At 65.8% G+C, this 26,778-nt stretch carries 32 protein-coding genes; 20 read left to right on the top strand and 12 right to left on the bottom strand.

What is annotated here, in order from left to right:
• The first annotated feature begins 44 nt into the window (after positions 1 to 44).
• Positions 45 to 299 (top strand): hypothetical protein, encoded by a 255-nt coding sequence (locus AArcSl_RS09965; RefSeq protein WP_119818443.1) that lies wholly within the window; start codon positions 45 to 47, stop codon positions 297 to 299.
• A 50-nt stretch (positions 300 to 349) separates the two neighbouring features.
• On the opposite strand, the gene AArcSl_RS09960 is transcribed toward AArcSl_RS09965, so the two are convergent.
• Positions 350 to 976 carry a class I SAM-dependent methyltransferase gene (locus AArcSl_RS09960; protein WP_119818440.1) on the bottom strand — a complete coding sequence of 209 codons (627 nt, stop codon included), beginning with the start codon at positions 974 to 976 and terminating at the stop codon, positions 350 to 352.
• Positions 977 to 1,090: 114 nt separating this feature from the next.
• Between AArcSl_RS09960 and AArcSl_RS09955 the strand changes: the two genes are divergently transcribed.
• The 4 genes from AArcSl_RS09955 (at position 1,091) to AArcSl_RS09940 (ending at position 4,684) form a co-directional block, all read left to right on the top strand.
• Positions 1,091 to 1,696, top strand: a complete 606-nt coding sequence (locus AArcSl_RS09955) for a GNAT family N-acetyltransferase (protein WP_119818437.1) — start codon at positions 1,091 to 1,093, stop codon at positions 1,694 to 1,696.
• Between the two features lie 70 nt (positions 1,697 to 1,766).
• Positions 1,767 to 3,404 carry a GTPBP1 family GTP-binding protein gene (locus AArcSl_RS09950; RefSeq protein ID WP_119818434.1) on the top strand — a complete coding sequence of 546 codons (1,638 nt, stop codon included), beginning with the start codon at positions 1,767 to 1,769 and terminating at the stop codon, positions 3,402 to 3,404.
• 63 nt (positions 3,405 to 3,467) lie between these two features.
• Positions 3,468 to 4,046, top strand: coding sequence for a magnesium transporter (locus AArcSl_RS09945; RefSeq protein WP_119818431.1), 579 nt, complete (start codon positions 3,468 to 3,470; stop codon positions 4,044 to 4,046).
• Entirely contained in the window at positions 4,046 to 4,684 is a 639-nt protein-coding gene (locus AArcSl_RS09940) for a magnesium transporter (protein ID WP_119818428.1), read from the top strand. Before AArcSl_RS09945 ends, AArcSl_RS09940 begins: the two co-directional genes overlap by 1 nt.
• Before the next feature lie 57 nt (positions 4,685 to 4,741).
• Here the strand turns inward: AArcSl_RS09940 and AArcSl_RS09935 are convergent, their stop codons facing one another.
• Genes AArcSl_RS09935 through mch form a run of 3 tightly spaced genes read right to left on the bottom strand, consistent with a single transcriptional unit; the run spans position 4,742 to position 7,476 of the window.
• A complete protein-coding gene (locus AArcSl_RS09935) occupies positions 4,742 to 5,947 on the bottom strand; it encodes a potassium channel family protein (RefSeq protein WP_119818425.1) in 1,206 nt (401 codons plus the stop codon).
• Between the two features lie 49 nt (positions 5,948 to 5,996).
• Positions 5,997 to 6,527 carry a hypothetical protein gene (locus tag AArcSl_RS09930; RefSeq protein WP_119818422.1) on the bottom strand — a complete coding sequence of 177 codons (531 nt, stop codon included), beginning with the start codon at positions 6,525 to 6,527 and terminating at the stop codon, positions 5,997 to 5,999.
• Positions 6,528 to 6,531: 4 nt separating this feature from the next.
• Positions 6,532 to 7,476, bottom strand: coding sequence for a methenyltetrahydromethanopterin cyclohydrolase (gene mch, locus AArcSl_RS09925; protein WP_119818419.1), 945 nt, complete (start codon positions 7,474 to 7,476; stop codon positions 6,532 to 6,534).
• A gap of 135 nt (positions 7,477 to 7,611) precedes the next feature.
• On the opposite strand from mch, the gene AArcSl_RS09920 reads away from it, so the two are divergent.
• Both AArcSl_RS09920 and AArcSl_RS09915 read left to right on the top strand, forming a co-directional pair.
• Entirely contained in the window at positions 7,612 to 8,250 is a 639-nt protein-coding gene (locus AArcSl_RS09920) for a hypothetical protein (RefSeq protein ID WP_133412152.1), read from the top strand.
• Positions 8,251 to 8,359: 109 nt separating this feature from the next.
• Entirely contained in the window at positions 8,360 to 9,475 is a 1,116-nt protein-coding gene (locus AArcSl_RS09915) for an acetamidase/formamidase family protein (protein WP_119818401.1), read from the top strand.
• A 15-nt stretch (positions 9,476 to 9,490) separates the two neighbouring features.
• Here the strand turns inward: AArcSl_RS09915 and AArcSl_RS16840 are convergent, their stop codons facing one another.
• Positions 9,491 to 10,303, bottom strand: coding sequence for a DUF7096 domain-containing protein (locus AArcSl_RS16840; protein ID WP_154670816.1), 813 nt, complete (start codon positions 10,301 to 10,303; stop codon positions 9,491 to 9,493).
• A 168-nt stretch (positions 10,304 to 10,471) separates the two neighbouring features.
• Here AArcSl_RS16840 and AArcSl_RS09910 point away from each other — a divergent pair, with 168 nt between their 5' ends.
• The 5 genes from AArcSl_RS09910 (at position 10,472) to AArcSl_RS09890 (ending at position 12,787) form a co-directional block, all read left to right on the top strand.
• Positions 10,472 to 10,657: a DUF7525 family protein gene (locus AArcSl_RS09910; protein ID WP_119818399.1), complete on the top strand. Its 186-nt coding sequence runs from the start codon at positions 10,472 to 10,474 to the stop codon at positions 10,655 to 10,657.
• Between the two features lie 82 nt (positions 10,658 to 10,739).
• Positions 10,740 to 10,964: a DUF7123 family protein gene (locus tag AArcSl_RS09905; protein WP_119821896.1), complete on the top strand. Its 225-nt coding sequence runs from the start codon at positions 10,740 to 10,742 to the stop codon at positions 10,962 to 10,964.
• A 60-nt stretch (positions 10,965 to 11,024) separates the two neighbouring features.
• On the top strand, positions 11,025 to 11,465 hold the full coding sequence (locus AArcSl_RS09900; RefSeq protein WP_119818396.1) for a GIY-YIG nuclease family protein: 441 nt from the start codon (positions 11,025 to 11,027) through the stop codon (positions 11,463 to 11,465).
• 69 nt (positions 11,466 to 11,534) lie between these two features.
• Positions 11,535 to 11,975: a CoxG family protein gene (locus tag AArcSl_RS09895; protein ID WP_119818393.1), complete on the top strand. Its 441-nt coding sequence runs from the start codon at positions 11,535 to 11,537 to the stop codon at positions 11,973 to 11,975.
• On the top strand, positions 11,972 to 12,787 hold the full coding sequence (locus tag AArcSl_RS09890; protein WP_119818390.1) for a carbon-nitrogen family hydrolase: 816 nt from the start codon (positions 11,972 to 11,974) through the stop codon (positions 12,785 to 12,787). Before AArcSl_RS09895 ends, AArcSl_RS09890 begins: the two co-directional genes overlap by 4 nt.
• A 248-nt stretch (positions 12,788 to 13,035) precedes the next feature.
• Here AArcSl_RS09890 and AArcSl_RS09885 read toward each other — a convergent pair whose 3' ends face one another.
• A complete protein-coding gene (locus AArcSl_RS09885; protein ID WP_281259904.1) occupies positions 13,036 to 14,592 on the bottom strand; it encodes a 2-isopropylmalate synthase in 1,557 nt (518 codons plus the stop codon).
• Positions 14,593 to 14,848: 256 nt separating this feature from the next.
• Between AArcSl_RS09885 and AArcSl_RS09880 the strand changes: the two genes are divergently transcribed.
• Together AArcSl_RS09880 and cobT are read left to right on the top strand one after the other, a co-directional pair.
• Positions 14,849 to 15,478 carry a cob(I)yrinic acid a,c-diamide adenosyltransferase gene (locus tag AArcSl_RS09880; protein WP_119821892.1) on the top strand — a complete coding sequence of 210 codons (630 nt, stop codon included), beginning with the start codon at positions 14,849 to 14,851 and terminating at the stop codon, positions 15,476 to 15,478.
• A gap of 100 nt (positions 15,479 to 15,578) precedes the next feature.
• Positions 15,579 to 16,607, top strand: a complete 1,029-nt coding sequence (gene cobT, locus AArcSl_RS09875) for a nicotinate-nucleotide--dimethylbenzimidazole phosphoribosyltransferase (RefSeq protein ID WP_119818387.1) — start codon at positions 15,579 to 15,581, stop codon at positions 16,605 to 16,607.
• Positions 16,608 to 16,629: 22 nt separating this feature from the next.
• On the opposite strand, the gene AArcSl_RS09870 is transcribed toward cobT, so the two are convergent.
• A complete protein-coding gene (locus AArcSl_RS09870; RefSeq protein WP_119818384.1) occupies positions 16,630 to 17,109 on the bottom strand; it encodes a halocyanin domain-containing protein in 480 nt (159 codons plus the stop codon).
• An 80-nt stretch (positions 17,110 to 17,189) separates the two neighbouring features.
• On the opposite strand from AArcSl_RS09870, the gene AArcSl_RS09865 reads away from it, so the two are divergent.
• Positions 17,190 to 18,095, top strand: coding sequence for an enoyl-CoA hydratase/isomerase family protein (locus tag AArcSl_RS09865; RefSeq protein WP_119818381.1), 906 nt, complete (start codon positions 17,190 to 17,192; stop codon positions 18,093 to 18,095).
• Between the two features lie 70 nt (positions 18,096 to 18,165).
• Positions 18,166 to 18,612, top strand: a complete 447-nt coding sequence (locus AArcSl_RS09860; protein WP_119818379.1) for a DUF5799 family protein — start codon at positions 18,166 to 18,168, stop codon at positions 18,610 to 18,612.
• A gap of 21 nt (positions 18,613 to 18,633) precedes the next feature.
• Here the strand turns inward: AArcSl_RS09860 and glnA are convergent, their stop codons facing one another.
• Complete coding sequence (glnA, locus tag AArcSl_RS09855) at positions 18,634 to 20,004, bottom strand: type I glutamate--ammonia ligase (RefSeq protein WP_119818376.1); 1,371 nt, start codon at positions 20,002 to 20,004, stop codon at positions 18,634 to 18,636.
• Positions 20,005 to 20,130: 126 nt separating this feature from the next.
• On the opposite strand from glnA, the gene lrp reads away from it, so the two are divergent.
• Positions 20,131 to 20,589: an HTH-type transcriptional regulator Lrp gene (gene lrp / locus AArcSl_RS09850; protein WP_119818373.1), complete on the top strand. Its 459-nt coding sequence runs from the start codon at positions 20,131 to 20,133 to the stop codon at positions 20,587 to 20,589.
• Positions 20,590 to 20,671: 82 nt separating this feature from the next.
• A complete protein-coding gene (gene glmM / locus AArcSl_RS09845) occupies positions 20,672 to 22,099 on the top strand; it encodes a phosphoglucosamine mutase (RefSeq protein ID WP_119818370.1) in 1,428 nt (475 codons plus the stop codon).
• Here the strand turns inward: glmM and rnhB are convergent, their stop codons facing one another.
• Positions 22,100 to 22,786, bottom strand: coding sequence for a ribonuclease HII (rnhB, locus tag AArcSl_RS09840; protein WP_119818367.1), 687 nt, complete (start codon positions 22,784 to 22,786; stop codon positions 22,100 to 22,102).
• Positions 22,787 to 22,898: 112 nt separating this feature from the next.
• Here rnhB and AArcSl_RS09835 point away from each other — a divergent pair, with 112 nt between their 5' ends.
• Positions 22,899 to 24,107, top strand: a complete 1,209-nt coding sequence (locus AArcSl_RS09835) for a DHH family phosphoesterase (RefSeq protein WP_119818365.1) — start codon at positions 22,899 to 22,901, stop codon at positions 24,105 to 24,107.
• 36 nt (positions 24,108 to 24,143) lie between these two features.
• Here the strand turns inward: AArcSl_RS09835 and AArcSl_RS09830 are convergent, their stop codons facing one another.
• From AArcSl_RS09830 to AArcSl_RS09820, 3 genes are all read right to left on the bottom strand, one after another.
• Positions 24,144 to 24,845, bottom strand: coding sequence for a type I 3-dehydroquinate dehydratase (locus AArcSl_RS09830; protein WP_119818362.1), 702 nt, complete (start codon positions 24,843 to 24,845; stop codon positions 24,144 to 24,146).
• An 81-nt stretch (positions 24,846 to 24,926) separates the two neighbouring features.
• On the bottom strand, positions 24,927 to 25,661 hold the full coding sequence (yqeC, locus tag AArcSl_RS09825; protein WP_119818359.1) for a selenium cofactor biosynthesis protein YqeC: 735 nt from the start codon (positions 25,659 to 25,661) through the stop codon (positions 24,927 to 24,929).
• Positions 25,662 to 25,753: 92 nt separating this feature from the next.
• Positions 25,754 to 26,236 (bottom strand): dihydrofolate reductase, encoded by a 483-nt coding sequence (locus tag AArcSl_RS09820; protein WP_119818356.1) that lies wholly within the window; start codon positions 26,234 to 26,236, stop codon positions 25,754 to 25,756.
• Positions 26,237 to 26,368: 132 nt separating this feature from the next.
• On the opposite strand from AArcSl_RS09820, the gene AArcSl_RS09815 reads away from it, so the two are divergent.
• Positions 26,369 to 26,773, top strand: a complete 405-nt coding sequence (locus AArcSl_RS09815; protein ID WP_119818353.1) for a hypothetical protein — start codon at positions 26,369 to 26,371, stop codon at positions 26,771 to 26,773.
• Positions 26,774 to 26,778 lie beyond the last annotated feature (5 nt).

Genomic DNA, 26,778 nt, shown 5'->3' with positions numbered 1-26,778 from the left:
TCCGAACCGCCGACTTCTTTTCCCGCCTCGTCGATAGCGACCACATGGATCTCGAACAGGCCCGGGAGGACCTGCTCGTCGCGGGGGTAGCCGCAGGGTGTGCGATCGGGCTCACACTGGGATTCGAATACGTCCTTGCTGCCTCGATTCCGCTCCAGTACCGACTGATCCCGCTTTTGGTCTATGTAGTCTATGTGTTCTCCAGGAAAGGCGGGCCCTACGGCCGGTACGACACCCCGATGGCGTGGGCCGTTCTCGCGGTCCTCGTGACGGTCGCCACCGCCGTCGTCGTCGCCTGACAGTTGCGACCGTCGTCGTCGCGTCACTGGTCGTCCAGTTGCGCGTTCTCTCACGTGTCGCCGCCGTCGCCGCCCCTGCCGCTGTGTCCGTCGCCGCCACCGTCTTCCGGAACGACCCCGACGACCGTGTATCCGAACCCGGTCGCGAGCACGGATGGATCGAACCCGGCAGCCGAGAGTTCGCCGGCGATCTCCTCCGGGGTATAAAAGCGGGAGTGCATGCCGACAGCGTGTTCGGCGGCAACAAGCAGGCGTCCCAGGGGATGAGAGGGGTCGAAGTCACGGATCACGAATGCACCGCCCGGCGCCAGTACTCTCCGAACCTCTCGGAGGACTGCCGGCCGATCGGGTACGTGATGCAGGGCGTCGACCAGAACCGCCGCGTCGAAGGCAGCGTCCCGAAAGGGGAGCCGCCTTGCGTCGCTTCGAACCGCCTGGATGTCCAGGTCGGTGATCCGGCGGAGCATACCGCCGGAGGCGTCGGCGACGACCCGTTCGGGCCCTCGGATCGGCGCGATCGCCCGCCCCGTCCCTCCGCCGACGTCGAGGACCCGATCGATCGGTCGATCGGCCAGCGCGAGCCCCGCCGACAGGTCCTCGACGTTCGCTGGGGGCATCACGGCGTCGTAAACGTACGAGGCGAAATCGAAAAACCGGACGTCTCCGGGACCAAACATGTACCCACCTACGACTCACGCACAGATAAAGGATGGATCGTCCAGTTGGAGCACAACACTCCCCGTGGACCCGAGAGGCAGACCGTACTTAAGAGAGCGGAACATACCGAACGCGTGGAGTTCGAACTGCTCGGATGGCCGGCGTCGGGACCCACCCTCAGACTCGACTTCCGGAAGTTCAGCTACGCCGGCAAGTTCGTCATGACCACCACCGGAAAGGCGGTGATCCGGGGTGACGCCGGAACCGAGGAGGGGGCAGTGGGGGAGCCCAACGACACAGCGCTCCCCGAGGGAGTCGATCCGACGGCGTTCGAAGACGACGTGCTGGCCGCGGTGGCATTCAACGAGGACCGGACCGATTCTGAAACCCTCTGGCTCCGATACGTCACGGTTCACACCGCTCACCGCGGTCGGGGGCTGGGCCCCAGGCTCCTCGCGTTCGTCGCCGAACGAGCCGATTCTCGGGGATACGACCGCTGTCGAATCGCCGTCAACAACCCGTTCGCGTACGAGGCGGCCTACAGGGCCGAATTCGCGTACACCGGCCGGCACACGGGGATCGCAGAGCTCGTCCTCGAACGTCCAGCCAGCCGCGACACCGATCGGTACCGGGACGGGCTAGAACAGTTCCTGGATCGGGAGCTCTCGCCGGCCGAACGCGAGTTCATCGACCGGAAGCTCGGCTCCGATCCCCCGGAGACCGTCGATCCGCCGGCTTGATCCGACAGCTCGCCCCGCGAGAGCGAAAACGCGCACAACCGTTATACGATACAGGGACGTACTCGCGCCCATGAGCGCCGACAGGGCCGTGCTCGAGCGCGCCCTCGAACGCGGAGAACAGGAGGGTGGCCACATCGAGTTCAAGGAACGTCTCTCTCGGGAGATCCACCTCGCCGACGGTCGACTCCAGAGTCTCGCCGCACAGTTGCGACACCGCGTGTTGTCGGGCAACGGGGAGGCGACCTACGTCGTGGGCGTCACCGACGACGGTGGAATCGCCGGAATCCCGCCGGAGGAGTTCTCCGAGACGATGGACGTGCTGTCCCTGCTGTGTGAGGAGGCCGACGCGCACATCGCCGACGTGGAAACCTGGAGCGCAGGCGAACGGGGGAACGGCTCGAAAGCGGGTCTCGTGGGAGTGGCGACGATCCACGACGGCGGGATGCTCGCCTCCGACGACGACCACGTGGTGATCGGAACGGCCGGCCACGTCGATCACGGCAAATCTACGCTTGTCGGGTCGCTGGTAACGGGTCGCCCGGACGACGGCAACGGCGACACCAGGTCGTATCTCGACGTCCAGCCACACGAGGTCGAGCGGGGACTCTCTGCGGATCTCTCCTACGGGGTGTACGGCTTCGACGACGAGGGCCCCGTCCGTCTGGAGAACCCCCACCGCAAGCAGGATCGCGCCCGGGTGGTCGAGGAGGCCGACCGGCTCGTTTCCTTCGTCGACACCGTCGGTCACGAGCCGTGGCTCCGGACGACGATACGCGGGCTCGTCGGACAGAAGCTCGATTACGGGCTGTTGACCGTCGCCGCCGACGACGGCCCGACGAAGACCACCCGGGAGCACCTGGGGATCCTTCTCGCGACCGACCTGCCCACCGTGGTCGCGCTCACCAAGGTCGATCTCGTGGACGAAGACAGGCTGCTGGAGGTCGAACGCGAGGTCGAATCGATGTTGCGGGACGCCGGCCGGACACCCCTGCTTTTGGCCCGTCACGACGTCACCACCGCCGTCGACGAGATCGGCGACGGCGTCGTGCCGATCCTTCGGACGTCGGCCGTGACCCAACAGGGGCTGGATACCCTGGACAAACTGTTCGAACGACTCCCGAACCGCGACGAGGAACGGCGGGACGCGTTCCGGATGTATATCGACCGAACCTACAGCGTCACGGGCGTGGGGGCAGTCGCCTCCGGGACAGTCAACTCGGGGCGGGTCGAGGCTGGTGACGATCTCCTTCTGGGGCCGATGCCCGACGGAACGTTCCGGGAAGTCGAGGTCCGCTCGATCGAGATGCACTACCACAGGGTCGACGAGGCGAGTGCCGGCCGGATCGTCGGGATCGCACTCAAAGGGGTGAGCGAACCCGAGATCGAACGCGGGATGGCGCTGCTCCCCCGAGACGCCGATCCGACGCCGGTACGGGAGTTCGAGGCGGAAGTAATGGTGCTCAACCACCCCACACGGATTCAGGACGGCTACGAGCCGGTGGTCCACCTCGAGACCGTCTCGGAGGCGGCCTCGTTCCATCCCGAGGGCGGACGCCTGCTCCCCGGGGACACCGGGACGGCCCGGATCCGGTTCAAGTTCAGACCGTACCTCGTCGAGGAAGGGCAGAAGTTCGTCTTCCGGGAGGGACAGAGCAAGGGTGTCGGGACGGTAACAGATCTGACACCAGATGCGGAGAGCGACGACTGATACTGAACGGGGGCGCCCGACCTCGCTCGGTACATTTATGTTCGATTCGCTTCAGATCACTGTATGGACGTACGGCACGGGGTGTGGCGGATCTACCGTGAATCCATCGCCATCCTCGTCGTGAGCCTTCTGGGGGGTGTGTTCGCTGGTTCGGTTCTGGGTACCGAGGGGATGATCGACGGTTTCGAGCGCTATCCCGGGCTGTTACTGCTGTTGCCCGCCTTTCTAGCCACCCGCGGCAACGTCTACGGCGCGCTGGGGGCGCGGATCTCCTCGGGGCTCCACCAGGGTCTTATAGAGCCTCGATTCCAGCGCGACCGCCGGCTGCTGGCGGCGGTGACCGCCTCATTTATAAACGGGATCGGGATCTCCGTGTTCATCGGCTTCCTCTCGTGGGGGGTGTTACAGCTCGTACCCGGACGGGATCCCGCACGGCTCGTGGAACTCGTCGGAATCATGCTCATCTCCGGGGTGTTGACGTCGATCGTTCTCATCGGGGGGCTGCTGGTGCTGGTGTTTGCCGGCTACAAGCACGGTCTCGATCCGGACAACTTGATCGGACCGATCGTCACCACGCTGGGTGACATCTTCGGGGTCGTCTTCCTGTTCGTCGCGATCACCGTCGTGGGGGTGATGGTGTAATGGTCTCGTTGCCCGGCGGATCGCTGGACAGCTGGACCGTAAAAAGTATCGTCGGGACGATGTTCCCGATCCTGGTGGTGCTGTCGATCCTCGAGTTGGGATCCGGATTCGTGCTGGAGACGCTCGAGGAGACGTACCTCGGCAACCCGACGCTTTTGGTGCTCGTCCCGGTGATGATCGACATGGGCGGCAACCTCGGCGCGATCCTCTCCTCGCGTCTCTCTACCCGGCTGCATCTGGGAGTCCTGGAGTTCGACCCCCGCGACACCGTACTGTGGACCAACATCCTCGCGATCCTCGCGCTGGCGGGAACGATCTTCACGATCCTCGGGTTCGTCGCCTACGGGGTCGGTCACCTCATCACCGGCGAGCCGATGGCGCTGTGGGACCTGCTGGTCATTTCCGTCGTCAGCGGGATGCTCCTCGCGGTGGTCGCGATCGTGCTGTCGATCGGGGCGACGTACGTCTCCTACAAACAGGGACTGGATCCCGACGACACGACGATCCCTGTCGTGACGAACGTCTGTGACATCCTCGGCGTGATCATCCTGTCGGTGGTCGCCATCGCCGTGCTCGGCGGCCCGCCGCTTCACGTGGTACTGCTGGAAGAACTCGGCGCAATGCTCGTGGTATTCTGACCGGAAGGGGAAAACCGGCCACGTCCGGACCACTCCCGAAAACTGCCCGCGTCCGGACTACCCCGCCAGTTCGGCGAATTCGGTCGCGGATGTCCGTGTCCCTTTCGTGATCACGACGTCCCCCTGACGAAACGCCGTGTTCAAGTCCGGTCCGACGATCCATCCCTCCTCGGGACGCCGGATCGCGATGACGCTCGTCGAGATGTCCGTGTCCGGGACTCCGTCCGTGACTGCCGTCCCGTCGAGGTCGCTTCCGGCGACGATCGTCGTCCGGGTGATGATCTCGTCGGACTCCCGTACCGCGAGTTCGACGACCGGGTGGACGTCGAGATCCCGAAGCACCCCCTCGGTGATCTCCAGGGCCGCGTCTGACACCTCCTCGGTCGCGACGCCGAGATGAATGAGCCCGCGCAGCGCCACGGGATCCTCGGCGTTTTTCGCCGCCTGGAGCGTCCACGCCTCGAACCGGGACTGCAGGGAGTCCACCTCCACTTCGAGGTTCGAGACCTCCTCGGCCAACTCCTCGTTGTCGAAGAGAACGCTCCCGTAGGCCAGATCGACCGCGAGCTCCGAGAGGTTCTTCATCAGGACGATCGAGTCGACCGCCCGCTCGAGATCGTCGATGTCGGATTCGACCGGTGGTTCGACTTCGTACGCTTCGCCAGTCGCGCGCTCGTACACCTCCTCGATGTTGGGGTCCGGTCCCCGGAGGATGGTGACGTCGCCCCCCTCGAGCACCGTCTCAGGTCCGGGATTGAGGATCCAGTCGTCGTCCCGCCGGATCGCGATCACCCGAACGCCGGTCTCCGACTCGAGGTTGATGTCCAGGAGCGTTCGACCGGCGTACGACGAATCCGGGGCGATCGTGCCGCGGACGAGCACCTCGACCGCCTCCGAGAGTGCCCCCCGCATCGCGTCGGGGAGCCCGATGTCCTCGAGGACGATCTTCGCGATGTCGCCGGCGGCGTCGGACACCTTGTCCGCACCCGCCACGATCCCCAGAACGGGAGCCAACTGTTCGGCTTCCGACGGGTTCCGGGCCGCGAGGATCAGGCTCATCCGGGCGCGCATCTGGAGGACGTCCATCCGGTGTTCGAGTTCGAGAACCTCCCGGGCGACGTTCTCGCTTTGATGGAGGACCGCAGAGTACGCCAGGTCGATGAGCAGCTCGGAGGTGTCTTTCATCTCGACCAGAAGCTCCTTTACGCTGGTGGGTTCGTACTCCACCGGCTCGGTCGGGTTTCGATCCCCGAACAAGTTCATGACAGAGACGTCCCGTGGTAGCGATAAAAGGTTTATTGCGCGACCGACGTCACCGAGGTGTCTTCGGTCGATACGACGATCGTTCTCCGTTTGCGTTGTTGTGCCGTGTTTCGGGTTCGATCCGTTCTGCCAGGTCCAGGAGGACCGCCCAATCCAGGAGCCGCCCGGTTCGGTCCCGCCAGGAGCGCTCGTGGTCGACGCGCCGGCGACGTTCCCAGGTCGGCTCACAGTGGCGAATCCGCTCGGCGATCTCCGCCGCCGTCAACGGACGCTCCGCCGAGGAAAGTACAGACAGCGCCTCCTCGGCGGCGTACACCCGCCGACGGAACGGTTCCCGGAGCGTTTCTGGAGTCGCCTCACGGTCCGTTCGTCCATAGCCACGAGCGGTTCGTTCGGCCAGTCCGAGCGCCCGGAGGAACGCGAGCCACGCCCGGGCATCCGTCTCGTTGTCGACGTCCAACCGCTCGCGGATGCGGCGCAGACAGTCCGGTTCACCCGCGGGAACGAGCGGAACGGCCCGGTGGGCGTCATCGAGCGCCGACCGCTCCGACGGCGGCGTCGGGACGGGTTTGAACCGCATCTGGTCAGATCGGGCTCGTATGGCCGAACGACTCCGCGAGCAGTTCCTCGTCGGTTTCGCCGTGGACGTACGTCGGGCCGTCCTGGACGTCGATCGTCACCGCGGCGGGCGCGAACACCGACGCGTCGACCTCGTAGAGATCCCAGTCGACCGCCTCGAAAACCTCGACGAACGGCGTGCCGTGCTCCTCGCCCGCGCTGGAGGGGACCTCGTCGAACCGATCGAACTCCGCTGCGACCTGGAGGTACACCTCCCCGCCGTAGGCGATCGCGTCGTTGGTTCGGCCCATCGCCACCGACTCGTCGTACGACACCGGCGCGACCGGTGCCGAGCCCGTCGCGGTGAGGACATCCCGCGGGTCGTATCCCAGCTCGGAGAGCCGAAAGACGGCGAGTTCGGCCGCCCGCGCGGCGGCCGTCACGCTTCCGACCGTCGAACCGAGCGCGTACGTGGGGAGGAACACCCCCGACGGCTCGACGCCCGCGAGGTCGGCGACGTGTTCGGCGATCCGGTCGTCCGGCAGTTCGATCGCCTCCACCGCCAGCACGGTGAGGTCGAACTCGTCGAAGTATCCCACCCGCTGGAACTCCGACTCCTCCCCCACGAGCGCCCGCCCGGGGCCCGACCCGAGCCCGTTGAACCCCTCGACGTCGAGTTCCCAGCCGGCCTTCTGGGAGCACAACAGGGCGATCGCCGGATGGTCGCTCGACAGCTCGACGTACGGGGTCGGCGCGCCCCCGATCCGGTCCATCCGCGTTTGAACCGTCGCCAACCCCGCGGTCTGTATCTCCGACAGTAACAGCCCCGCCTCGAGCCCGGCGTCGACCTCCACCCCGAAGTCGAGCACGGTCGCCCCGCAGTCGAGTTCCGTCGCAACGATACCCAGCTCCTCGGCGAAATCCAGCGCCTCGTCCATCAGCTCGATGGCGGTCCGGTTGATGCTCTCCATACCTCCCCTTCGAGCGCCATCCGGTAAGTGATTTCTCAGTCGGTCGTCGTGAATTCTCAGTCGGTCGTCGTGAATTCTCAGTCGGTCGTCGGCGTCCGAGGGTTCAAACCGGATCGGGAGGCAGCCGGACGTGCCGTGACAGACACACCACGATTCACGAGACGGACCGGCCTCAAACTGCTCGCACCGCTTCTGGCGGGAGGCGGGACCGCGCTGGCGGGGATCTACCGGAGCAGTACCCCCGCTGTCGCAGTCAGCGATCCCGATTCCTCCCGGTTCGAGGCCGCCGACGCACCGACCGTCGAGCGCAACGACGGGCGCGTGAGCGCCGTGACCGTCGCCCCAGAGATCGACGTCGACTGGCGGAACTTCGGCGACGGGATCGCCGAAATCCGAGTGACGCTGGGCGCCAGCGTCGGTGGGGGGATGGATGTCCTCGCCGACGTGACGATCGCCCCGGGAGAACCGGCGGAATCACCGATTTCGGACGTCGAAGGGGTGTTCGACGACGTCGACGGGACGCTCACAGTCACCTTCGAGACGATCGACGCGACGGCGGTCGGCGATGCGGTGACGACCGAGGCGTTCGGCGATCCGGAACTCGAGGCAGAGGAAACCGCGACAACGACCGTCGAACTCTACGTCGGCGTCGAGATCACCGGAAACGAGGGCGAGTTCGAGGAGACCGTCGAGACCGCGACGTTCGACGTCACCGTCCGGAACCCGGACGGCGAATCCGACTTCGGCGGCCGAGCGAATCCCGACGCCGCCTGAGCAGGCCCCCGGGTCATTTCGACGAAATCGTCGGGGACCGGGGTTTCGGCCGGCCAGCGACTGCCCCGGCAGACCGATTTAAGACCTCCGCGGTAGATGTTGCGACTGTATGACACACCACGACCACGGGAACGAGCACGATCACGCGCACGACCACAGTCACGGGCACGATCACGAACACGCGCATGGACACGGTCACAGTCACGCCCACGCACACACTCACTGCCACAGCCACGAACACGGCCACAGCGGGCAGTCGCTGGAGTACGAGGTCGACTACCGGCTCTCGGACCGCGAGGAGAACATCCACCGGGTGTGGGACAACTCGCTGGATCCGATTTTGACCGTGGAGGACGGCGATGTCGTCCGCTTCGAATGCCGCGACGCGGTCGACAGGCAGGTCGACATCGAGTCCGACGTGGAGGACTTTGCGAACGTGAGCTTCGACCCGGTTCATCCTCTCACCGGACCAGTCGCGATCGAGGGAGCCGAACCCGGCGACGTCCTCCAGGTCGAGCTACTGGACCTCCAGCACAAGGGCTGGGGATACACCGGGTTCCTCCCGGGCGAGATGGGGCTCGGGTTGCTCCCGGAGGAGTTCCCCGACGCCGGTGTTCATTACTGGGATCTGGAGGGCGACGTCGGCCGGTTCGTCAACGGGATCGAAGTGCCACTGGACCCGTTCCCGGGCGTGATCGGCGTCGCCCCCGGCGAGGACGGGGAGCACGATACGCTGCCGCCCAGGTCGACCGGCGGCAACATGGACGTAAAGCACATGACCGCCGGCTCTACGGTCTATCTCCCGATCGAGGCGGAGGGTGGGCTGTTCTCGACCGGCGACTGTCACGCCGCACAGGGCGACGGTGAGGTTTGCGTGACGGGAATCGAGGCACCGATGTTCGTCACCGCGCGGTTCGGGCTCCGGTCGGACATGTCGATCGAACAGCCACAGCTCGAGACGTCCGGCCCGTTCACGCCCACCGGTCACGACGAACCGATGTACGCCACGACGGGGATCAGCGACGACCTGATGGAGGCGACGAAGAAGGCAACGCTACACATGATCGAGCATCTCGCCGACGAGCGGGGGCTCACCCGCGGGGAGGCGTATATCCTCTGCTCGGCGGCGATGGATCTCAAGATCAGCGAGGTGGTCGACGCGCCCAACTGGACGGTCACTGCCTATATCCCGGAGAGCATCTTTCCGGACGGAGAACACGAGTAGGGACAAAAAAACGCGTTAGCGTCCGTGGGTGCCGCGATCGTCATCGTCGCCGTGTCCGGAACCGCGATCGCGATCGTCATCGTCGCCGTGTCCGGGGCCGCGGTCACCGGGCGGGCCGTGCGGCATTCCGTCAGGCGGCCCCGGACGGTCACCGGCGTGAGGGCCGGCGATCTCGCGTGCGGTCTCGGCGACGTTGGGGCCGCCGAGTTCGGCTGCGCGCTGCTGGAGTTCCTCGATCTGCTCGACGTCGACGTCGTGGTCTTCGAGCATTCCTTCGGGGAGGTCAGCCGCCGTCGCGTTGGCGTCAGCCAGTACCCGCTCGAGATTTCGGGTCTCAGCGTACATGGTAGCCATCCGGGCGTTGTGCATCCCGTGTGAGAGGTCACTGTGATGGCGCTTTTCGGAGACAGAGGCGTTGCGCTCTTCCAGCTCCTCGATCTGGGCTTCGGTCCGTTCGATCAGCGAGGCGATCAGGGCCGCGCGTTCCTCGTCGGTGTCGGCGTCGGCCATTGCCGCGTAGAAGGCACGCCGGTCGAGTTCGCCTTTGAACTCCGCGGCGCCGACGCCGACGACGCCGCCGAACTGCTCGCCGGGGGCAACGGAGTCGTTCGCCGCGTCGTCGGGCTGTTCATCCGCGTCGGTTTCCCCGTCCGCGTCCGTGCCGTCATCCTCGTCTACCGGGGTATCGTCGGCCTGGAACTGACCGACGACTGGGACGTCGCCGTCCAGCTCTGTCCGATCGTCGGCGCCGAGCGCCGCACCTCCCGTGGCACCGAACATCGACGTCACCATCACGATCGCCATCGCGACCGCCACGATCTGGTTCATGTTCGTCCAATGGACACCCCTTTGCTTATACGTTCGACATACTCGCCCTGGATCAGCCCGAATTAAGCCGATTTAAGCTGACGACACCCCGTCACCGCTCGCGGTTTGGCCCGCGGGAGCGAACCCCGCACCGCAGGAGCTAAGTTGCGACCCTCGGAAGCATCGACCATGGCAGAACACACAGCGTCGACCGATATGGGCCTGGGACTCATGCTCGCGCTGTCGGCGGTCGCGATCATCGGCGCCGTCGTCCTGTACGGCGGACCGACACAGCTCGATCGGGCGTGGGGATTCCTGGTGGCGATCGTCGCCGCCTCGCTCGCCGTAAGCGCCATCCACCTCTTCGACGGTTGAATCGATAGTTTTCCACGCGAAGCCGGATCGACCGTCCGGCGAGGAAATCGTTAAGGCTCACAATCCCCTACGTCCGATGAAGATGACCGAGCTGACCGACGAGGAACAACGGATCCTCGCGTACCTCTACGATAGCGTCTCGCGTGGAGAGCGGTATTTCCGCGCGAAGACCATCGCGGAGGCGATCGGCCTCTCCTCGAAACAGGTCGGCGCGCGCCTGCCCCAGCTCGCAGAGAAGTCCGAAGACGTCGAGATCGAAAAGTGGGGCCGCGCCCGATCGACGACCTGGCGCGTGACCCCCGAGTGACGAAACGCCCGATCGTGTAGAGCATCTACGCTTAAGTGCTCCGGACGGATCGGTTTTTATATGGAGATCGCTGGCTACGAGTTTACAGGCCCGTTTACGGACGTCTCGAAGGTGCCGCTCGACCGACGCGGCGTCTACGTCGTCGTCTGTCTGGCCGACGGCGAGGTCGACTGTTATCTGGACGTCGGGGAGTCCGAACAGGTCGGCGAACGGCTGAAAACGCACAACAGGAAAGACTGCTGGGAGGAGAACGCTCACGGCGAAATCGCCTACTGCTACCGGCTGACGTCCGGAACGTGGGATCGAGAACTCGACGTCAACCCGCTCCAGCGCGTTCGGAGCCACAGCCGATCCGAGCAGTTCGGGATCGAAGGCGAACTCAAGTGGAAGCTCGACGTCGCCTGCGGCCCGAACCCCTGGGAAGAAATCGAGGAGTACTGGGAGATATACCGGGAGTACGAAGCGGAGTTCGGCCCGAGAGCCGGCGCCGACGCGGAGTGAACCACCCCGTCTTGAAGGCCTGTTTTTATCTCCACGACGCTTTTCTTGGGTGGGGACGTATCGTTCCACATGACCGTCCGTGTGTCCCGGACCTTCGAGTTCGCCGCCGATCCCGACGACGTCTGGGCGTTCATTTCCAACCCCGACAAACGCGCCGGTGCCATCAGCGTGGTCGACTCCTATGAGGTCCACGAGGACGGCTCGGCGACGTGGCAGGTCGCGTTGCCGATCCCAGTGATCTCCTCGACGGTAACCGTCGAGACCGAGAACCTGCGGATGGAGCCCCCGAACCGCGTGAAGTTTATCGGACGGTCGAAAGCGCTCCGGGTGACCGGCGAACACGAGATCGAACCCACCGACTCCGGCTGTAACCTCCACAACGAGTTCATCGTCGAGGGACGGCTTCCCGGCGTCGAGCGATTCTTCAAGCGGAACCTCGACGAGGAGCTGTCGAACCTGGAACGAGCGTTGCGCGTCGAACTCGACCTGATCGAGGAGGTCGACCCGTGACCGTCTCGCTCGCGCTGTGTCAACTCGCGGTCGAGCCGGAAGACGTTGCCGGCAATCTCGAACGTGCCATACAGCGCATCGAAACGGCGGCGACAAACGGCGCCGACGTGGTTGCGCTCCCGGAGCTTTTCGACGTGGGGTACTTCGCGTTCGACGCCTACCCACGGGTCGCCCAGGGGCTTGAGGGACCACGGCTCGGCGAGCTCGCCGACGCAGCCGCGGATCACGATATCTGGCTGCTGGCCGGCAGCGTCGTCGAGGACCTGTCAGCCTCCGCCGACGCCGGAGTGAAGGTGCCGGCTGCGGACGGCTACGCGAACACGACGGTGCTTTTCGACCCCTCGGGCACGCGACGCCTCGTCTACCGGAAACACCACCTGTTCGGCTACGAGTCGGCGGAGACGCGACTGTTGACTCCCGGTGAACGCCTCGACACTGCCGATATCGGCGGGTTCACCGTCGGGGTGACGACGTGTTACGATCTCCGATTCCCGGAACTGTATCGGGAACTCGTAGATCTGGGCGCGACGCTCGTGCTGGTTCCCAGCGCGTGGCCGTACCCTCGGGTCGAACACTGGAAGACGCTCTCGCGGGCTCGCGCAGTGGAGAACCTCTCGTACGTCGCGACGATCAACGGCACCGGGGAGTTCGACGAGGCGACGCTTCTGGGCCGATCGGCCGTCTACGATCCGTGGGGCACGACGGTCGCGGCCGCCGGCGACGAACCGACGACGGTGACCGCGGACATCGATCCACGCCGGGTGAGCGAGGTCCGGGAGGAATTTCCCGCCCTCCGCGATCGGCGCCAGTGACCTGACGCGGTTGTCCGGCGCCGATATTCGGCGTCAAAGGCGGTGGCTTTATGCCCGTCAGTCAGCTACGTGCTGATGCCGACGATACGGCGCTTTTCTCGCCGTTGGAGTCGGCACAACCCGGCCTGCTCCCACACTCCCGATCCCGTCGCTTCCCGGACTCCTCGTCCCCCCGTCCCGTCTCCCGTTTCTACGACCGTTCAGCCACCCGTTTTCACCGGTACCGACCGCCTCGAGAACGTGTTTTTTCAGTCCGACGCCACTGGCATCTCGCCGGGGACGTCGTCGTCGGTCGCCGCGAGCAGCCGATCGAGTCCCTCGACCATGGCGTCGACGCTCGCACGCGTGATGTCCGCCTCCGACGCCGAGACGGTCACCGACCGGTCGCCACGCGAGAGGTCGACCTCGACGGTGACAACCGCGTCCGTCCCGCCGGTGATCGCGTCCACGTGGTAGGAATCGAGGTCGAAGTCCACCCCGTCGAGCGCCTCTCGGACCGCCTCGACGGCGGCGTCGACGGGGCCGGAGCCGGTGCCGGCGGCGATCCGCTCGGCGTCGCCGATCCGGAGCCTCACCGACGCTGTCGGCACGCCCGCACCGGAGGTCGCAGAGAGATCCAGCAACTCGACCGTGCGGTCACGCGTTCGGCCCTGGACGTCCTCGACGATCGCCAGCAGGTCGGCGTCGGTGACGCGCTTGCCCCGGTCGCCGAGTTCCTTGACGCGGGACACGACGGCGTCGAGATCCGCCTCGGAGGCGTCGACACCGTGTTCGGAAAGGGCTGCCCGGACGCCCGCCCTGCCGGCGTGTTTCCCCAAAACGAGTCGGCGCTCGCGGCCGACGCGTTCGGGCGGATACGGCTCGTACATTCGAGTGTCCTTGAGCGTGCCGTCCGTGTGGATCCCGCTCTCGTGGGCGAAGGCGTTCGCCCCGCAGACAGCCTTGTTCGGAGGGTGTCCGACACCGGTGACGTCCGCCACCCGACGGGTGAGTTCGTACAGCCCTGCCAAAGTCACCGTCTCGACGCCGTATCCCTCGTCGAGCGCGACGGCGACCTCCTCTAAGGCGACGTTGCCGGCGCGCTCGCCGACGCCGCCGACGGTGGCGTGGACGAAGTCGGCGCCGGCGCTCACTCCCGCGAGCGCGTTCGCGAGCCCGAGTCCGAGGTCGTCGTGGGTGTGGACGCCCGTCGGCCCGTGGGCTTCGAGCCGCGCGACCACGTCGGCGACCTCGTCGGGGGTCGCCGCGCCCACGGTGTCACAGTAGCAGATCCGGTCGGCGCCAGCCTCGAGCCCCGCCGAGAGCAGTCGCTCGAGGAACGCCGGATCCGCCCGGGAGCCGTCCTCGCCGAGTACCTCGACCCACAGACCGTGGTCTGTGGCATATTCGACGAGTTCCTGGGTCCGTTCTACGGCCGCGTCGCGGGTCGTCCCCACCTTCGTCTCGATGTGACGGTCCGAGGCCGGGACGACGAGGTTGATCCCGTCGACGTCACACGAAAGTGCGTGGTCGACGTCGGCGCGCACGCCGCGGGCGAAGCTGGTCACCCGTGCGTCGAGCCCCTCGCTTGCGACCCGGGCGATCGCCTCGCGCTCGCCGTCGGACGTGCAGGCGCTGCCCGCCTCGACGGTCGAGACGCCAACAGCGTCGAGCGCGCGGGCGATCGTCACCTTGTCCGACGGTGTCAACGACACGCCCGGCATCTGCTCGCCGTCGCGAAGCGTCGTGTCCAGAAGCGAAACCTCTCCCGCGAACGATTCGGGGGTGAATACGTCTCGTGCGTTACCGGAGAATTTCTCGGCCAGCCGCCGTGAGGCGACTTGGTCTATCCTCCGTGCCGGTGTTGGAAAGATCCGACATGGTAACTCCCTCTCTGGAGGCAGGGCACTTAAACTGGACGGTCTGGCAGGTATTGCCGCGCACCCCGATCCCCAGCCGAAGTAACGACAGTTATACGCCGTTTCACTGCAACCTTCGCCCGTGACGGACCGAGAGGAACACACCGGAACGAGAGGCGGAGATGTCGACGCGAACGCCGATCTCGACGACAGCGAAAAGCGGCTGACCGCACACCCGATCGAGCCGTCGGCTCCGGAGGAGTTCGGCCTGGTCCAGGCGTGGTGGGGAAACGGGAAAGGGAAGACGACAGCCGCCCTCGGCTTGGCGTTCCGGGCGGCCGGACACGGCTATCGGGTGCACGTGCTCCAGTTCCTGAAAGGCGGGACGGAAAGCGTCGAGGACGTGCGGGGCGAGTACAACGCAATGGCGATGATGCCAGGGATCACCTACGAGAACACCGGCCACTACGGCTGGCACGGCTTTCTGGACGGCACCGCCGACGACGAACACGAGGCCAAAGCGCGAGGGGCGCTGGCCCGTGCGAGAGAGCTCCTGGAGTCGGCACGGACAGTGTCGCTTTCCGAGCCGCTCGCCCTGGAGGGCCCGCCCGAAGACGGGATGCACATGCTCGTGCTGGACGAGGTTCTCTATGCGGTGGATCGGGATCTCCTCTCTCCCGAGGACCTACTGGAACTGATCGACGACAAGCCCGAGAACCTCGAACTGATCTGCACCGGCAGTCACAACCGACCCAACTACCTGACAGAGCACGCTGAACTCATAAGTCAGGTAAAAAAGGAAAAACATCCCCTCGAGGGGGGCTATCCCGCCCGCAAGGGGACCGAGTTCTGAACTCGGCCGGTGGAACTCGCGGGGGGGAGAACAAATCGAGTTGTCCTCTCCAAAGTCGAGTTGGAAAACTTTATTGAACCACCCGGAGGCACCCGAACTGATGGAGTTCGACATTCCGCCGCTCGACGAGTCCGCGATGGATCGCGCGAGGGAGCGACAGGACCAGCTCACCAAGCCGCCGGGCAGCCTGGGGCGGCTCGAGGAGCTTTCCGTCCGGATTGCGGGAATGGCCGGCGATCCGACCCCGTCGCTCGACTCGCCGGTCGTCGTGACGATGGCGGCAGATCACGGCGTCGTCGAGGAAGGGGTGAGCGCGTTCCCGCAGTCGGTGACGGCGGCGATGGTCGAGAACTTCGCCCACGACGGGGCCGGCGTCAACGCGCTTGCACGCACCGCGGGTGCAGAGAACATCATCGTCGATATCGGCGTCGCCGGCGATTACGACGGCAACGATCGAGTGATCCGGAAACCGATCGCAGCGGGCACCGCAAACCTCGCCAACGGGCCGGCGATGAGCCGCGAGGAGGCAATCGAGGCGGTCGAGGTGGGACGCGAGGTGGTCGCCGACCACGCCCCCGACGCCGACGTGATCGCCCTCGGCGACATGGGGATCGGAAACACGACCGCAAGCGCCGCTGTCACCGCGGCGATCACCGGCGCGGACCCCGCCGACGTAACCGGCCGGGGCAGCGGAATCGACGACGAGGGCCTCGACCGAAAGATCGCAGTGATCCGGAGGGCACTCGCCGACCGAGAGGTGGATCCGGAAGACGGCGTCGACGTGCTCCGTGCGGTGGGCGGGTTCGAACTCGCCGGTCTCGCGGGGATCGCGTTGGAAGCATCCAGTCGCCGGATTCCGGTCGTCGTCGACGGGTTCATCACCGGCGCTGCCGCGCTTTCGGCGTGGGCGATCGACGAGCGCGTGAGTCACTATCTGCTGCCCTCCCACCGATCCGTGGAGGACGGTCACGACGTCCAGCACGACGCGCTCGGACTGGAGCCGCTGTTCGACTTCGGGATGCGACTCGGGGAGGGCACCGGCGCAGCGGTGGCGATCGGCATCTATCGCGGCGCCTGCACCGCGCTCCGGGAGATGGCGACGTTCGAGGAAGCGGGAATCCCAACATGAGCTGACGGCCGCGTTCCTTATATCATTCGACGACCTGGACGGCGCCTTTCATCCCGCTGGTCCGGTGGGGCGTACAGACGTACTTGTACACTCCCGGCTCCTCGAAGGTGTGTGTGAAGTGACGCCCTTCTTCGAGATATAATTCGCTTTCGAAAGCCCCGTCGAGTTCGACGACGTCGTGTCTTCCCCCAATCCCGGTCCAGTCCCAGACGACAGTCGTCCCGATCGAGATCCGGACTGCGGCGGGATCGTACGAGAGGCCGTTCCCCGAGCCGACCTCGACCACGACCTCCGACTCGCCCGTGCGATCGACGGTTCCCTCGAAGTTGTTGGCGCCACGAAACCAGTCTCCGTAGGTACCCCCCTCGATCTCGTCGTCCCCGAGACAGCCCGCGAATCCCACGGCCGAAACCCCCGTCACCAATCCGGCGAGGGTGCGCCGTCGGGAAACGACACAGGTGGGGCCTACTGCGGAATCCCACCCGCCCGTCTGCTTTTGCATACGAGATCTACTCGCCGGATGCCAAAGAGCGGTTCGTTCCCGTCGGGAGCTTTTTCACGGCGCCGGGGGGACACCACCGCATGAACGATCCCTCCGACGGAACTCACCGAGCAGGTCGCCCGCGAACCGACGGCGGAGCCGACGCGATCGACCGTCCGGACCCCTCCGAGGCGAACGTAGACAGCGACGTCGTTCGCCTCGAAACCGGCCTGGAGGGCGATCCGGACGGCGTAGTGAGGCTGGTGCTGGACGATCCCGACCGACGGAACGCGCTCTCGCGGGAGATGGCCGACGGGATCGTCGACGCGATCGACGCGATCGAGGGCTCGGACACCCGGTGTGTCGTCGTCGAGGGATGCGGTCCCGCCTTCTGTGCCGGTGGCGACGTCGCGGCGATGGCGCAGCTCCAGGCGACTGACCTCCCGCTGGAGGCGGCAGTCCGGCACGTCATCAGGAACACCGCACGGTGTGTCAGGCGAACCGCCGAATGCGAGTTCCCCACCGTCGCCGCGATCGACGGCCCGGCGATCGGCGCCGGCGGAGCGCTGGCGCTTGCGTGTGACCTCCAACTGGCTCACGAGGACGCCCGGATCGGGTTCGGGTTCCGGGAGGTCGGCCTCGCGATCGACTCGGGTGTGTCGTACTTCCTGCCGCGGTTCGTCGGCGACAACGTGGCACGCGAGCTGGTATTTACCGGCGAACAGCTGGACGCCGAGCGCGCACGTGACCGGGGGCTGGTGAACCACGTGTACGCCGACGGGGAGTTCGAGGAGGGTGTTCGGGAGTTCGTCGAACGCGTCGCAAGCGGCCCGCCGATCGCGCTGCGTGCCTCCAAGCGGCTACTCCGGGACGCCGGCGGAGGATCGCTTTCCACGGCGATCGAACGCGAGGCGGAGGCACAGGCCGCCGCACTCGCCTCACAGGACCACAGGGAGGGGGCCGAGGCGTTCCTGGAACGCCGGGAGCCGGAGTTTTCGGGGCGATAGCTCGCGCTACCGACTGGTTCTCCGTGAGCCGAGCGCAACGCTTTCCCCGCGATGCGCCGAAGCTCCGGGCATGAGCGACTGGACTGACGCGATCGTCGGCGAACGGATGGCCGTCGACAGGGAGTTCAACGACAGAGTACAGTCATCGGAGTTCTCCAGCCAGGAGTGGGGGCTGATCATGACCGCAACGGAGTTAGAGATCGAACACGCCGACGACCCTGAAAGGGCGCGGATCGTCGCCAATACGGAGAAATTGCCCAGCATCATGCCGGAGCTGGACAACATCCAGGACCAGATGGCAGCGATGGGTGGCGGGGCCGGAGGCGGCTCCGGCGGTTCCGGAGGGCTGTTCGACGGGATCAAAAGCGCGCTCGGACTCGGCGGCGGGACGGGTGGGGTCGACGAGGAACGGCTCAAGGCTGCAGAGCAACTCACCCAGGAGTACGCCGACGAGCTCCAGGCCCTCCTCGAAGAAAAGGGCCGGTGGGAGCAGGTCAGAATCGCCGCTCAGGAGTGAGTTATTCCGGCGGACTGCCGGTCAGAACGCCTCGAGATACCGATCCAGTTCCCACTGGGAGACGTCGGCGACGTACTCGCCGAACTCCTGGGTCTTCGCCTGAACGAACTTCTCGCAGACGTGATCGCCCAGCGCCTCCTGGATCACTTCGTCCTCCTCGAGCGCGGCGACCGCCTCGCCGAGATTCGACGGGAGGGTGTCGATGCCGTACTCCTCGCGTTTGGCCTCGTCGAATTCGTAGATGTTCTCCCGGACCGGGTCGGGCGCCTCGAGCCCCTTCTCGATCCCGTCCAGCCCCGCCTGAAGCATGACGGCCAACGCGAGGTACGGGTTACACGAGGGATCCGGCGAACGGAGTTCGATGCGGGAGGCCGCGGGTACCCGCGCGGCGGGTTTACGGACCAGCGCCGAACGGTTGACGTCGGACCATGCGACGTACACCGGCGCCTCGTATCCCGGGACGAGCCGCTTGTAGCTGTTCACGGTCGGGTTACAGATTGCCGTGATCGCCGGGGCGTGTTCGAGGACTCCCGCCAGGAACGACTTCGCCGTGTCAGAGAGGTTGAACTCGTCGTCCGCATCGTGGAAGACGTTCTCGCCGTTGTCGAACAGCGACAGGTGGGTGTGCATCCCGGACCCGTTGATGTGCGCGATCGGCTTCGGCATGAACGTCGCGTGCAGATCGTTCTTCTCGGCGGTCGCACGCACAACCGACCGGAACGTCGCGATGTTGTCGGCGGTGGTGAGCGCGTCGTCGTACTTGAAGTCGATCTCGTGTTGCCCCTCCGCGACCTCGTGGTGGCTCGCCTCCACCTCGAACGCCATCTCCTCGAGGTTGTAGATGATCTGGCGGCGAAGATCCGAGGCGAGGTCCTTCGGAGCCAGGTCAAAGTACCCCCCGACGTCGTGGGTCGTGGTGGTAGCACGGCCGTGTTCGTCCTTCTCGAAGACGAAAAACTCCGGTTCGGGACCGGCGTTGAGCGTGTAGCCCATCTCCTCGGCGCGGTCGATTGCGCGCTTGAGTACGTACCGCGGATCGCCCACGAACGGCTCCCCCGTGGCCGTGTTCATCACGTCACAGATCAGCCGGGCGGCCGATCCGGATTCGGTGTCCCTCCACGGAAGCACCGCAAACGACTCCGGATCCGGCTTGAGCCGCATGTCCGACTCCTGGATCCGGACGAACCCCTCGATCGAGGAGCCGTCGAAGTAGATCCCCTCCGCGAACGCCTTCTCCGCCTGGGATGCCGGAATCGAGACGTTCTTTACGGTGCCCAGAATATCGGTGAACTGTAGCCGGAGGAAGTCGACGTCCTCCTCGTCAATCGTCTCTACGAGCTCCTGTTCCTCGGCGGACAGGCCGCCATCGGGTACGCTGTTTTCGTCCGTCATGTTATGGACGCATGAACGCAATACTGCCAGTATAAAGACGTTGTTGTTTGATGCACAATCCGCACTCCGCCTTCTATCGGTGGACATTCGTAAAATTATAGGCCCTTCGTTCCCTCCGTGAATGTAATGACGTACGAAAACCTCGACGCCAAGTTGGTAAACGAGCTTCTGGGCAACGGTCGCGCGAGCCTCCGGAGCCTCGCAGAGGAGCTCGACGTCTCGGTCACGACCGTCTCGAATCACCTCCGCGATCTCGAAGAGGAAGGAGTAATTCGGGGGTACACGCCGATCGTCGATTACGGAGCGCTGGGATACGACGTCACCGCGATCCTCCAGTTGAAGGTGGAAGGTGACGCCCTCCCCGAGATCACCGAACGGTTACGGGAGGAACGGCAGATGATCTCAGTGTACGAAGTCACGGGTGACTACGACGTGATCGCCGTCGGGAAGTTCCTCGACACCGACGGGATGAACGACCAGATCAAGAAGCTGCTCACCGACGAGAACATCCGCGAGTCGAACACCGCCGTGGTGCTCAACGCAGTGACGGAAAACGAGCAGTTCGAACTCGACGTCGACGAGTGAGCACGCCGATACTTCCAGATAAGACGTTGCCGACAGGTCGACGGTCGGAACCGCTTTCCCTCCCGGGCGCACAAGCCCGGACATGGAGCTTTTCGGGTCCAGCGGAACGCGCGGGGTCGCGCTTTCGGACCTCACGCCGTCGCTCGTCTTGCGGATCGCACAGGCTGCGGGATCTGAGTGGGGGACGGAACGCGTCGCGGTCGCACGCGATACGCGAACGACCGGGGAACTGTTCGAGAACGCGGCTGCTGCCGGGCTCGCGTCGGTCGGTCGCAACGTAGACCGGCTCGGCGTCGCCCCGACGCCGGCGGTCTGTCGGTACTGCCGGCGAGAGAAAACCCCGGCAGTCCTGTTGACCGCCTCGCACAACCCGCCCGAGTTCAACGGGGTGAAGCTGGTGGGCGCAGACGGGGTCGAACTCTCGATCGACGCCCTCGAGGGCGTCGAAGAGCGAATCCTCACGGAGTCGTTTTCGGCGGCAGAATGGGACGAGGCCGGAGAAACCAGGGACGTCGACGGCGTCAATCGGACGTACGTCGCCGAACTGCTCGAAGCGGTCGACCGCGACGCGATCGACGATGCCGACCTGACCGTGGCGCTGGATCCCGCACACGGCGCCGGCGCACTCACGTCGCCGACGTTCTTCAGAAGACTCGGCTGTGAGGTAGTGACTGTGAACGGGCAGCCCGACGGCCACTTCCCCGGGCGGCTCCCCGAACCAGTGCCGGAGCATCTCGACGATCTCAGGCGACTCGTCCGTGCGGCCGACGCTGACGTCGGGATCGCTCACGACGGCGACGCGGATCGGGCGATATTCGTGGACGAGAACGGAGAGTACGTCGAGGGAGACGCCTCTTTCGCCGCGCTCGCGGCGGCAACTCTGGAGCCGGGGGACGCCACCGTGTCGGCAGTGAACGTTTCACAGCGGCTGGTCGACGTCTGTAACGAGGTCGGCGCCGATCTCGAACTCACGCCGATCGGGGCCACGAACATCATCACGCGCGTTCGCGAACTGTGGGGAATCGCCGACGGTTCTGAGACCGACAGCCAGCTGCAGGACGGTGAGGAACGCAGGCGCGTCCCGATCGCCGGCGAGGGGAACGGCGGGCTGTTCTTCCCCGAGGACGCGCTCGTGCGGGACGGTGCCCTCATCGGCGCGCGATTCCTCGAACTTCTCGCGAGGGAAGAGACGACGGTGAGCGAACTCGTCGCCCCCTACCGGGAGTACGTGAACGTCCGGTACAACCTCGAGTACGACAACAGCGAGGAGCGCGAGGCGATGATCGACGCCGCCGCGGAGTACGTCCGCACAGCCGACGCCGAGCCGGACACGACCGACGGCTATCGCCTCGACTACGGCGACGCGTGGGTGCTGGTCCGGCCGTCAGGGACCGAACCGAAGATACGAATTTACGCGGAGGCGCGCGGTTCGGATCGGGCCCACAAACTCGCAGACGAGCTGTATGAAACACTCGAACGCGCCCGTGAAGGGACTGATCCAGCCACGTAGTCAAAACTCCCCAAGCGAGGACTGCTCGGCCGCCGCGAGGACGTCTGCACACGTCGACCACGAGCGCCGGGCGCAGTCGGGGAGGTCGCCGTGCCGACGGACGTACGCCCTGAGGAACTCCCGGGTCGCCGGATCGCTCGGGTAGCCGCTTCCGACCGTGTCGACCCCGTCGTCGGTTGCCGACTCTCCGTCGAGGGGAACGTACGCCTCGTCGATCGATGCTATCCGCCGGTCGCGCTCGACTTTCGCAACGACACTCGCGGCTGCGACGATCGGATACCGGCCGTCTGCCCCGTGTTCGGCGGTTACCTGGATGTCGACGCCACGGTCGGCGACCCCCTCGCGGACGCGACGTGTGAACCGGGACTCCGAGACGTCGCCGGCGTCGACGATCGCCTCGTCGTCGGCGTCGACGATATCGGCGAGGGCACGGGCCTGCGCGGCGACCGTGAGCCCGTTCATGTCGGTTTCCGGGCTGTCGATCCTTTCGGGTTCGATCGCGGCGACGCCGATAGACACCTCGGGATGGTCGCGGAGCCGCCGGTCCAGCCGCTCGCGGCGCTCGGGGGAGAGACGCTTCGAGTCGGCTATCTCCCCTGGAATCACCTCGACCGGTGCCCGAACCGCCGCGGCGATCATCGGGCCCAGCACGGGCCCCTTTCCGGCTTCGTCTGCGCCGACGTGCACGAGCGTCGGGTGGGATCGGAAACGCCAAGTGTGTTTCCCTCCCCGCCGTGCAGCTGCTTCGGAGGCACAGCCGGAACGGCGGAGTTTTCCCGGTCGCGCCCGCAGGCGGGATATGGACGACGACCTCATCCACGCCGAGGACGTGCCGCTGTCTCGACGGTCGCGGCTCCCGGGGGCAGGGTTCTTCTACCCGGACTCCCTGGGCAAAAAGCGGGCACAACAGCGCGCGAAGGAAGCGATCGAGGGTGCCGAAGTCGTAGTGGTCACGGACTCCGACGCCGACGGACTGGGATGTGTCGCCCTGCTCCGGGAGCTGTACGACGCGGCGCTGGACGTCGCCGACTTCGAGGCGGAACTCGAGCGACAGCGCTCGGACGGGTCCGAAAGCGACGCCGAGAACGGGGACACCACGGGAGAGGAACCGACTGCGAACGCACACGCGGAGTCGACGGTTGCGCTGCTGGCCGCCAGTCCGTACTCGCTTTCGAACGTGCTCGAGCAGGTCGCCGAGTACGCCGATCCCGGGATCGACCTGTTCGTGTGTGACCTCTGTCCCGACGAGTACGAGCCGATCGCCGACCCGCTCGAAACGCTCGTTCGCCGGTGTGATCGGGTCTCGTGGTACGATCACCACCAGTGGGACGACGAGGTCGCCGCGGCGGTCCGGGATGCGGGCGCAGAGCTGGTTGTCGGGGAGTCCGACGAGGAGTGTACCGTCGACGTCGCGTTGCGCTCTCTGGAGTACGAGTTCCCCGACAGGTTCCGCGAACTCGCAGCTGTCACCCGGGACCACGACCTCTGGCTGAAGGAGGACCCCCGGAGCGACGATCTCGCAGATTACGCCCATTGGGCTGATCCCGAAGAGTACGTCACCGTGGTGGGCGCCTACGGCGTCGACCTCCCGGAACCGGTCGAGGGGTTCCTCGAAGAGCGACGCGTCGAGAAGCAGCGACGGATCGACGCCGCCGTCGATCGGGCCGTCACCACCGAGGTGGGACCCTGGACCGTCGGCGTCACGTACGGCCGGTGTTCGCAAAACGAGGTCGCCGAGGCGCTGCGGGAGGCGGGCGCCGACGCCGCCGTGATCGTGAAGCCGGCCGGGAGCGCGAGCATCCGGGGCAGCGAAGGGTTCGAGCGCGCACACGAGGTCGCAGCCCAGGTCCAGGGGGGCGGCCACCCTCGCGCCGCCGGCTGCAAGCCGGACATCTACGACGACATGCTGGATTACGCCCACCACTGGACCACGGAGGGACAGGCCGCAAAGCGGGTGATCCTCCAGGCGTTCGAGCACGTCGCCGAAGACGTGGAAGACGTGGAGTAGTCGGGGCGAGTAGGACTGCCGGGACGAATACGACCCTCACTCGACGCCGAGCCCGTCGAGCAGGCGCCGAAGCGTCGCCAGATCGTACTGTCCGGGAGCGGTTGCCGCACCTGAATGGATCGGCGCGTAGCTGATTAGCGAGCCGTACACCGGCGTCACCGCCCGGGTGTGTCTGCCCGCCTCGCCCATACACATCGTGGCGACGTCGTGGCCCGCCTCACTCGCCCGGTGTGTCGCAGCGAGCATCGCGAGCGCGTCCGCCTTCACCTCGGCGGTCGTCGCGAGTTTCGCGACGTCGCCCTCGGCGGCGGCGTCTGCGAGCAGTTCCACCAGCACGTCCGCTTCGGGAGTGCTCTCGAAGTCGTGAACAGACGCGATCACGGTGACGCCCTCATCCCGGGCTGTTTCCCGGAGTGCGACGGCGTGTGGTTGTTCGCCGTCGGGAGCATTGCCCCGTAACGCAGCGAGTTCGATGTCGACGGCGACGACTGCGTCGTGGGCCACCGCGTCGGTCAGTTCGTCGTACCGGCCGAGATCCTCGGCCTCCCCACCCTCCCAGCTCGCACGGTTGGTGACGATAAGCGGTAGGTCGCCGTCGTACGACTGGAGGGCGCCAGTCGGCTCGTCCGCGAGATCCATCCGAAACTCGACGGCGTCGGCGTGATCCCGGGCTGCAGACTCCTGTGAGAGGTCGGCCGTGCTGGCACAGAGCGTAAATCCGTCGCGGTCGGCGTCCATACGGTTCAGGTGGGGTGGTCCGGACAAAAATGGTCTGTTCTCCGCAACTGTCCGAGGTCGTCGAACCGGGGTGTCGGACTGTTATTCGACGACGTCGAAGACGTCCAGCCGGCTGAACGCAACTCGCGGGACGTCGGCCCGCTCGTGGATTCCGGCGGCGATCTCGCGGGCGACCCGCTCGTCGTCGTCGGTGTCGATCTGCGTGAGAAGGGGGACAGCCGTCGAGTCGGCCGGAACGTCCTTCAGCCCGCCGGACTCGCTTGCGAGCACTGTCGCGACCGCTTCGGGTGTCACTCGATCGCCGACCGACAGCCCGGTGAGATCGGCGATCAGTTCGGGTCTGTGGGCCCACTCGTCGGTGAGCGGCCGGCCGACCACGCGGGCGCTGGCGATCGGAACGACCACGTCGACGGCTGTGGGAAGCTGGGGTTCCTGCTCGTTCGGCGCCTTGAACGTCCGGGTTCGCGCGCCGTCGGCCTTCACGATGACCGGCCCGTCGTGTGCGGCGGAGATTTCGTCGACCGTCGCAGGCCCGTAACCGAGATATCGGTCCGACCGTTCCTGGGTCGGCACCAGCCCGAGTGGGAAGTCTTCGGGATCGGCCCCCCGGAGCGCCTCTGTCGGCGATCTGGTGACGACCACGCTGCCGACGTGCGGATCGAATATCGGAATCCGGACGGTCGATGTGACTACGGAACGCTCCATCCGGGCAGCCAGGGCGTACATGGTCGTCTTCTTTCCGCCGGCACCGACCATACAGATCGTCGGGGCGTCGCCGACAGCAAGCGCCTCGACGAGCCCGTCGTTTCCAGTCATTATCTTGGATCGAATCGCCAGGTGTGTGTACGTTTCGATCGTCTTCGAACGGCAGTTCAGAAAGTCACGGCCGGCGAATCGGGAAGAACAACTCAACGGGGCGCTCGAACCCACTCTTCGAGGGTGAACGCTTCGTATTCGGTACGATTGGCCAGCTCCCACTCGTCGGGATCCCACTCGGGGAAGTACGTGTCTCCCTCGTATTCGCCGGAGATCCGACTCAACACCATTCGATCGACGGCGGGTTGAAAGAGGTCGTAGATCCCGCCGCCGCCGATCACGTAGGCTCGATCTGCCCCGAGAGATTCGGCGATAGCGACCGCGTCGTCGACGTCCGAGGCGTGGTAGGCCGTCTCGACGTCGAACTCCCGTCTGGAGCGACTCAACACGATCTGAGCGGTTCCCGGAAGGTCGTCGCGCATCGATTCGAACGTCACTCGGCCCAGGATTACGGGCCCATCCGAGATCCGCTCCCGATACTGTCGTTTGTCCGCCGGGATGCTCGGCCACGGGAGTTCCCCATCCCTGCCGATCACACCGTTTTCCGCCACCGCGGCGACCGAGACGAGTTCCATGTTCGGGTATTCGGTTCACGATGCCTTAATCAGCCACGTCGACTGTCCCACCGGGTATAAAGCCACATGCGGATGTGCAACCTGTTTTCCCAGGCGATGTACCCCTATTACTTCGCCGGCGAATAGCACTGTATGGCAAGCGATCAACCCGCACGCAAGTCGATTGAAGAGATCGAAGCGACGATCGGATCGATCAAGAAGATGCTCGTGGTGGGTGCAGTCTTCGCAGGGATAGGCTACCTGCTCATAGGGATGTCACTGTTTCTCGAACTGACGCAGTTTCATCCGTTGCTGGAGAACTTCTTCAATTCGTTCCCCGAGACGAGTCTCGCGGGAGGGGGTGCCGAGGCGCGGGGTGGAGAACTTAACACAGCGCTCGCCGCGATCCACAAGTGGCCCTCGACACTGATGTGGCTCAAACTCGGCGGAGTCGGGCACATCCTGGTGGGAATCTTCATCGCGCTCGGGGCGATCGTTCGTGCGCTGGGGGTCATGCCCCACCGGCTGAGTCACGCGATGGCTGTCGACCAGGAATAATTTCG

Source organism: Halalkaliarchaeum desulfuricum, from assembly GCF_002952775.1.
Taxonomy (GTDB): Archaea; Halobacteriota; Halobacteria; order Halobacteriales; family Haloferacaceae; genus Halalkaliarchaeum; species Halalkaliarchaeum desulfuricum.
Note: the sequence above shows the minus strand (reverse complement) of the source record. Positions and strands in the feature narration are given on the sequence as shown.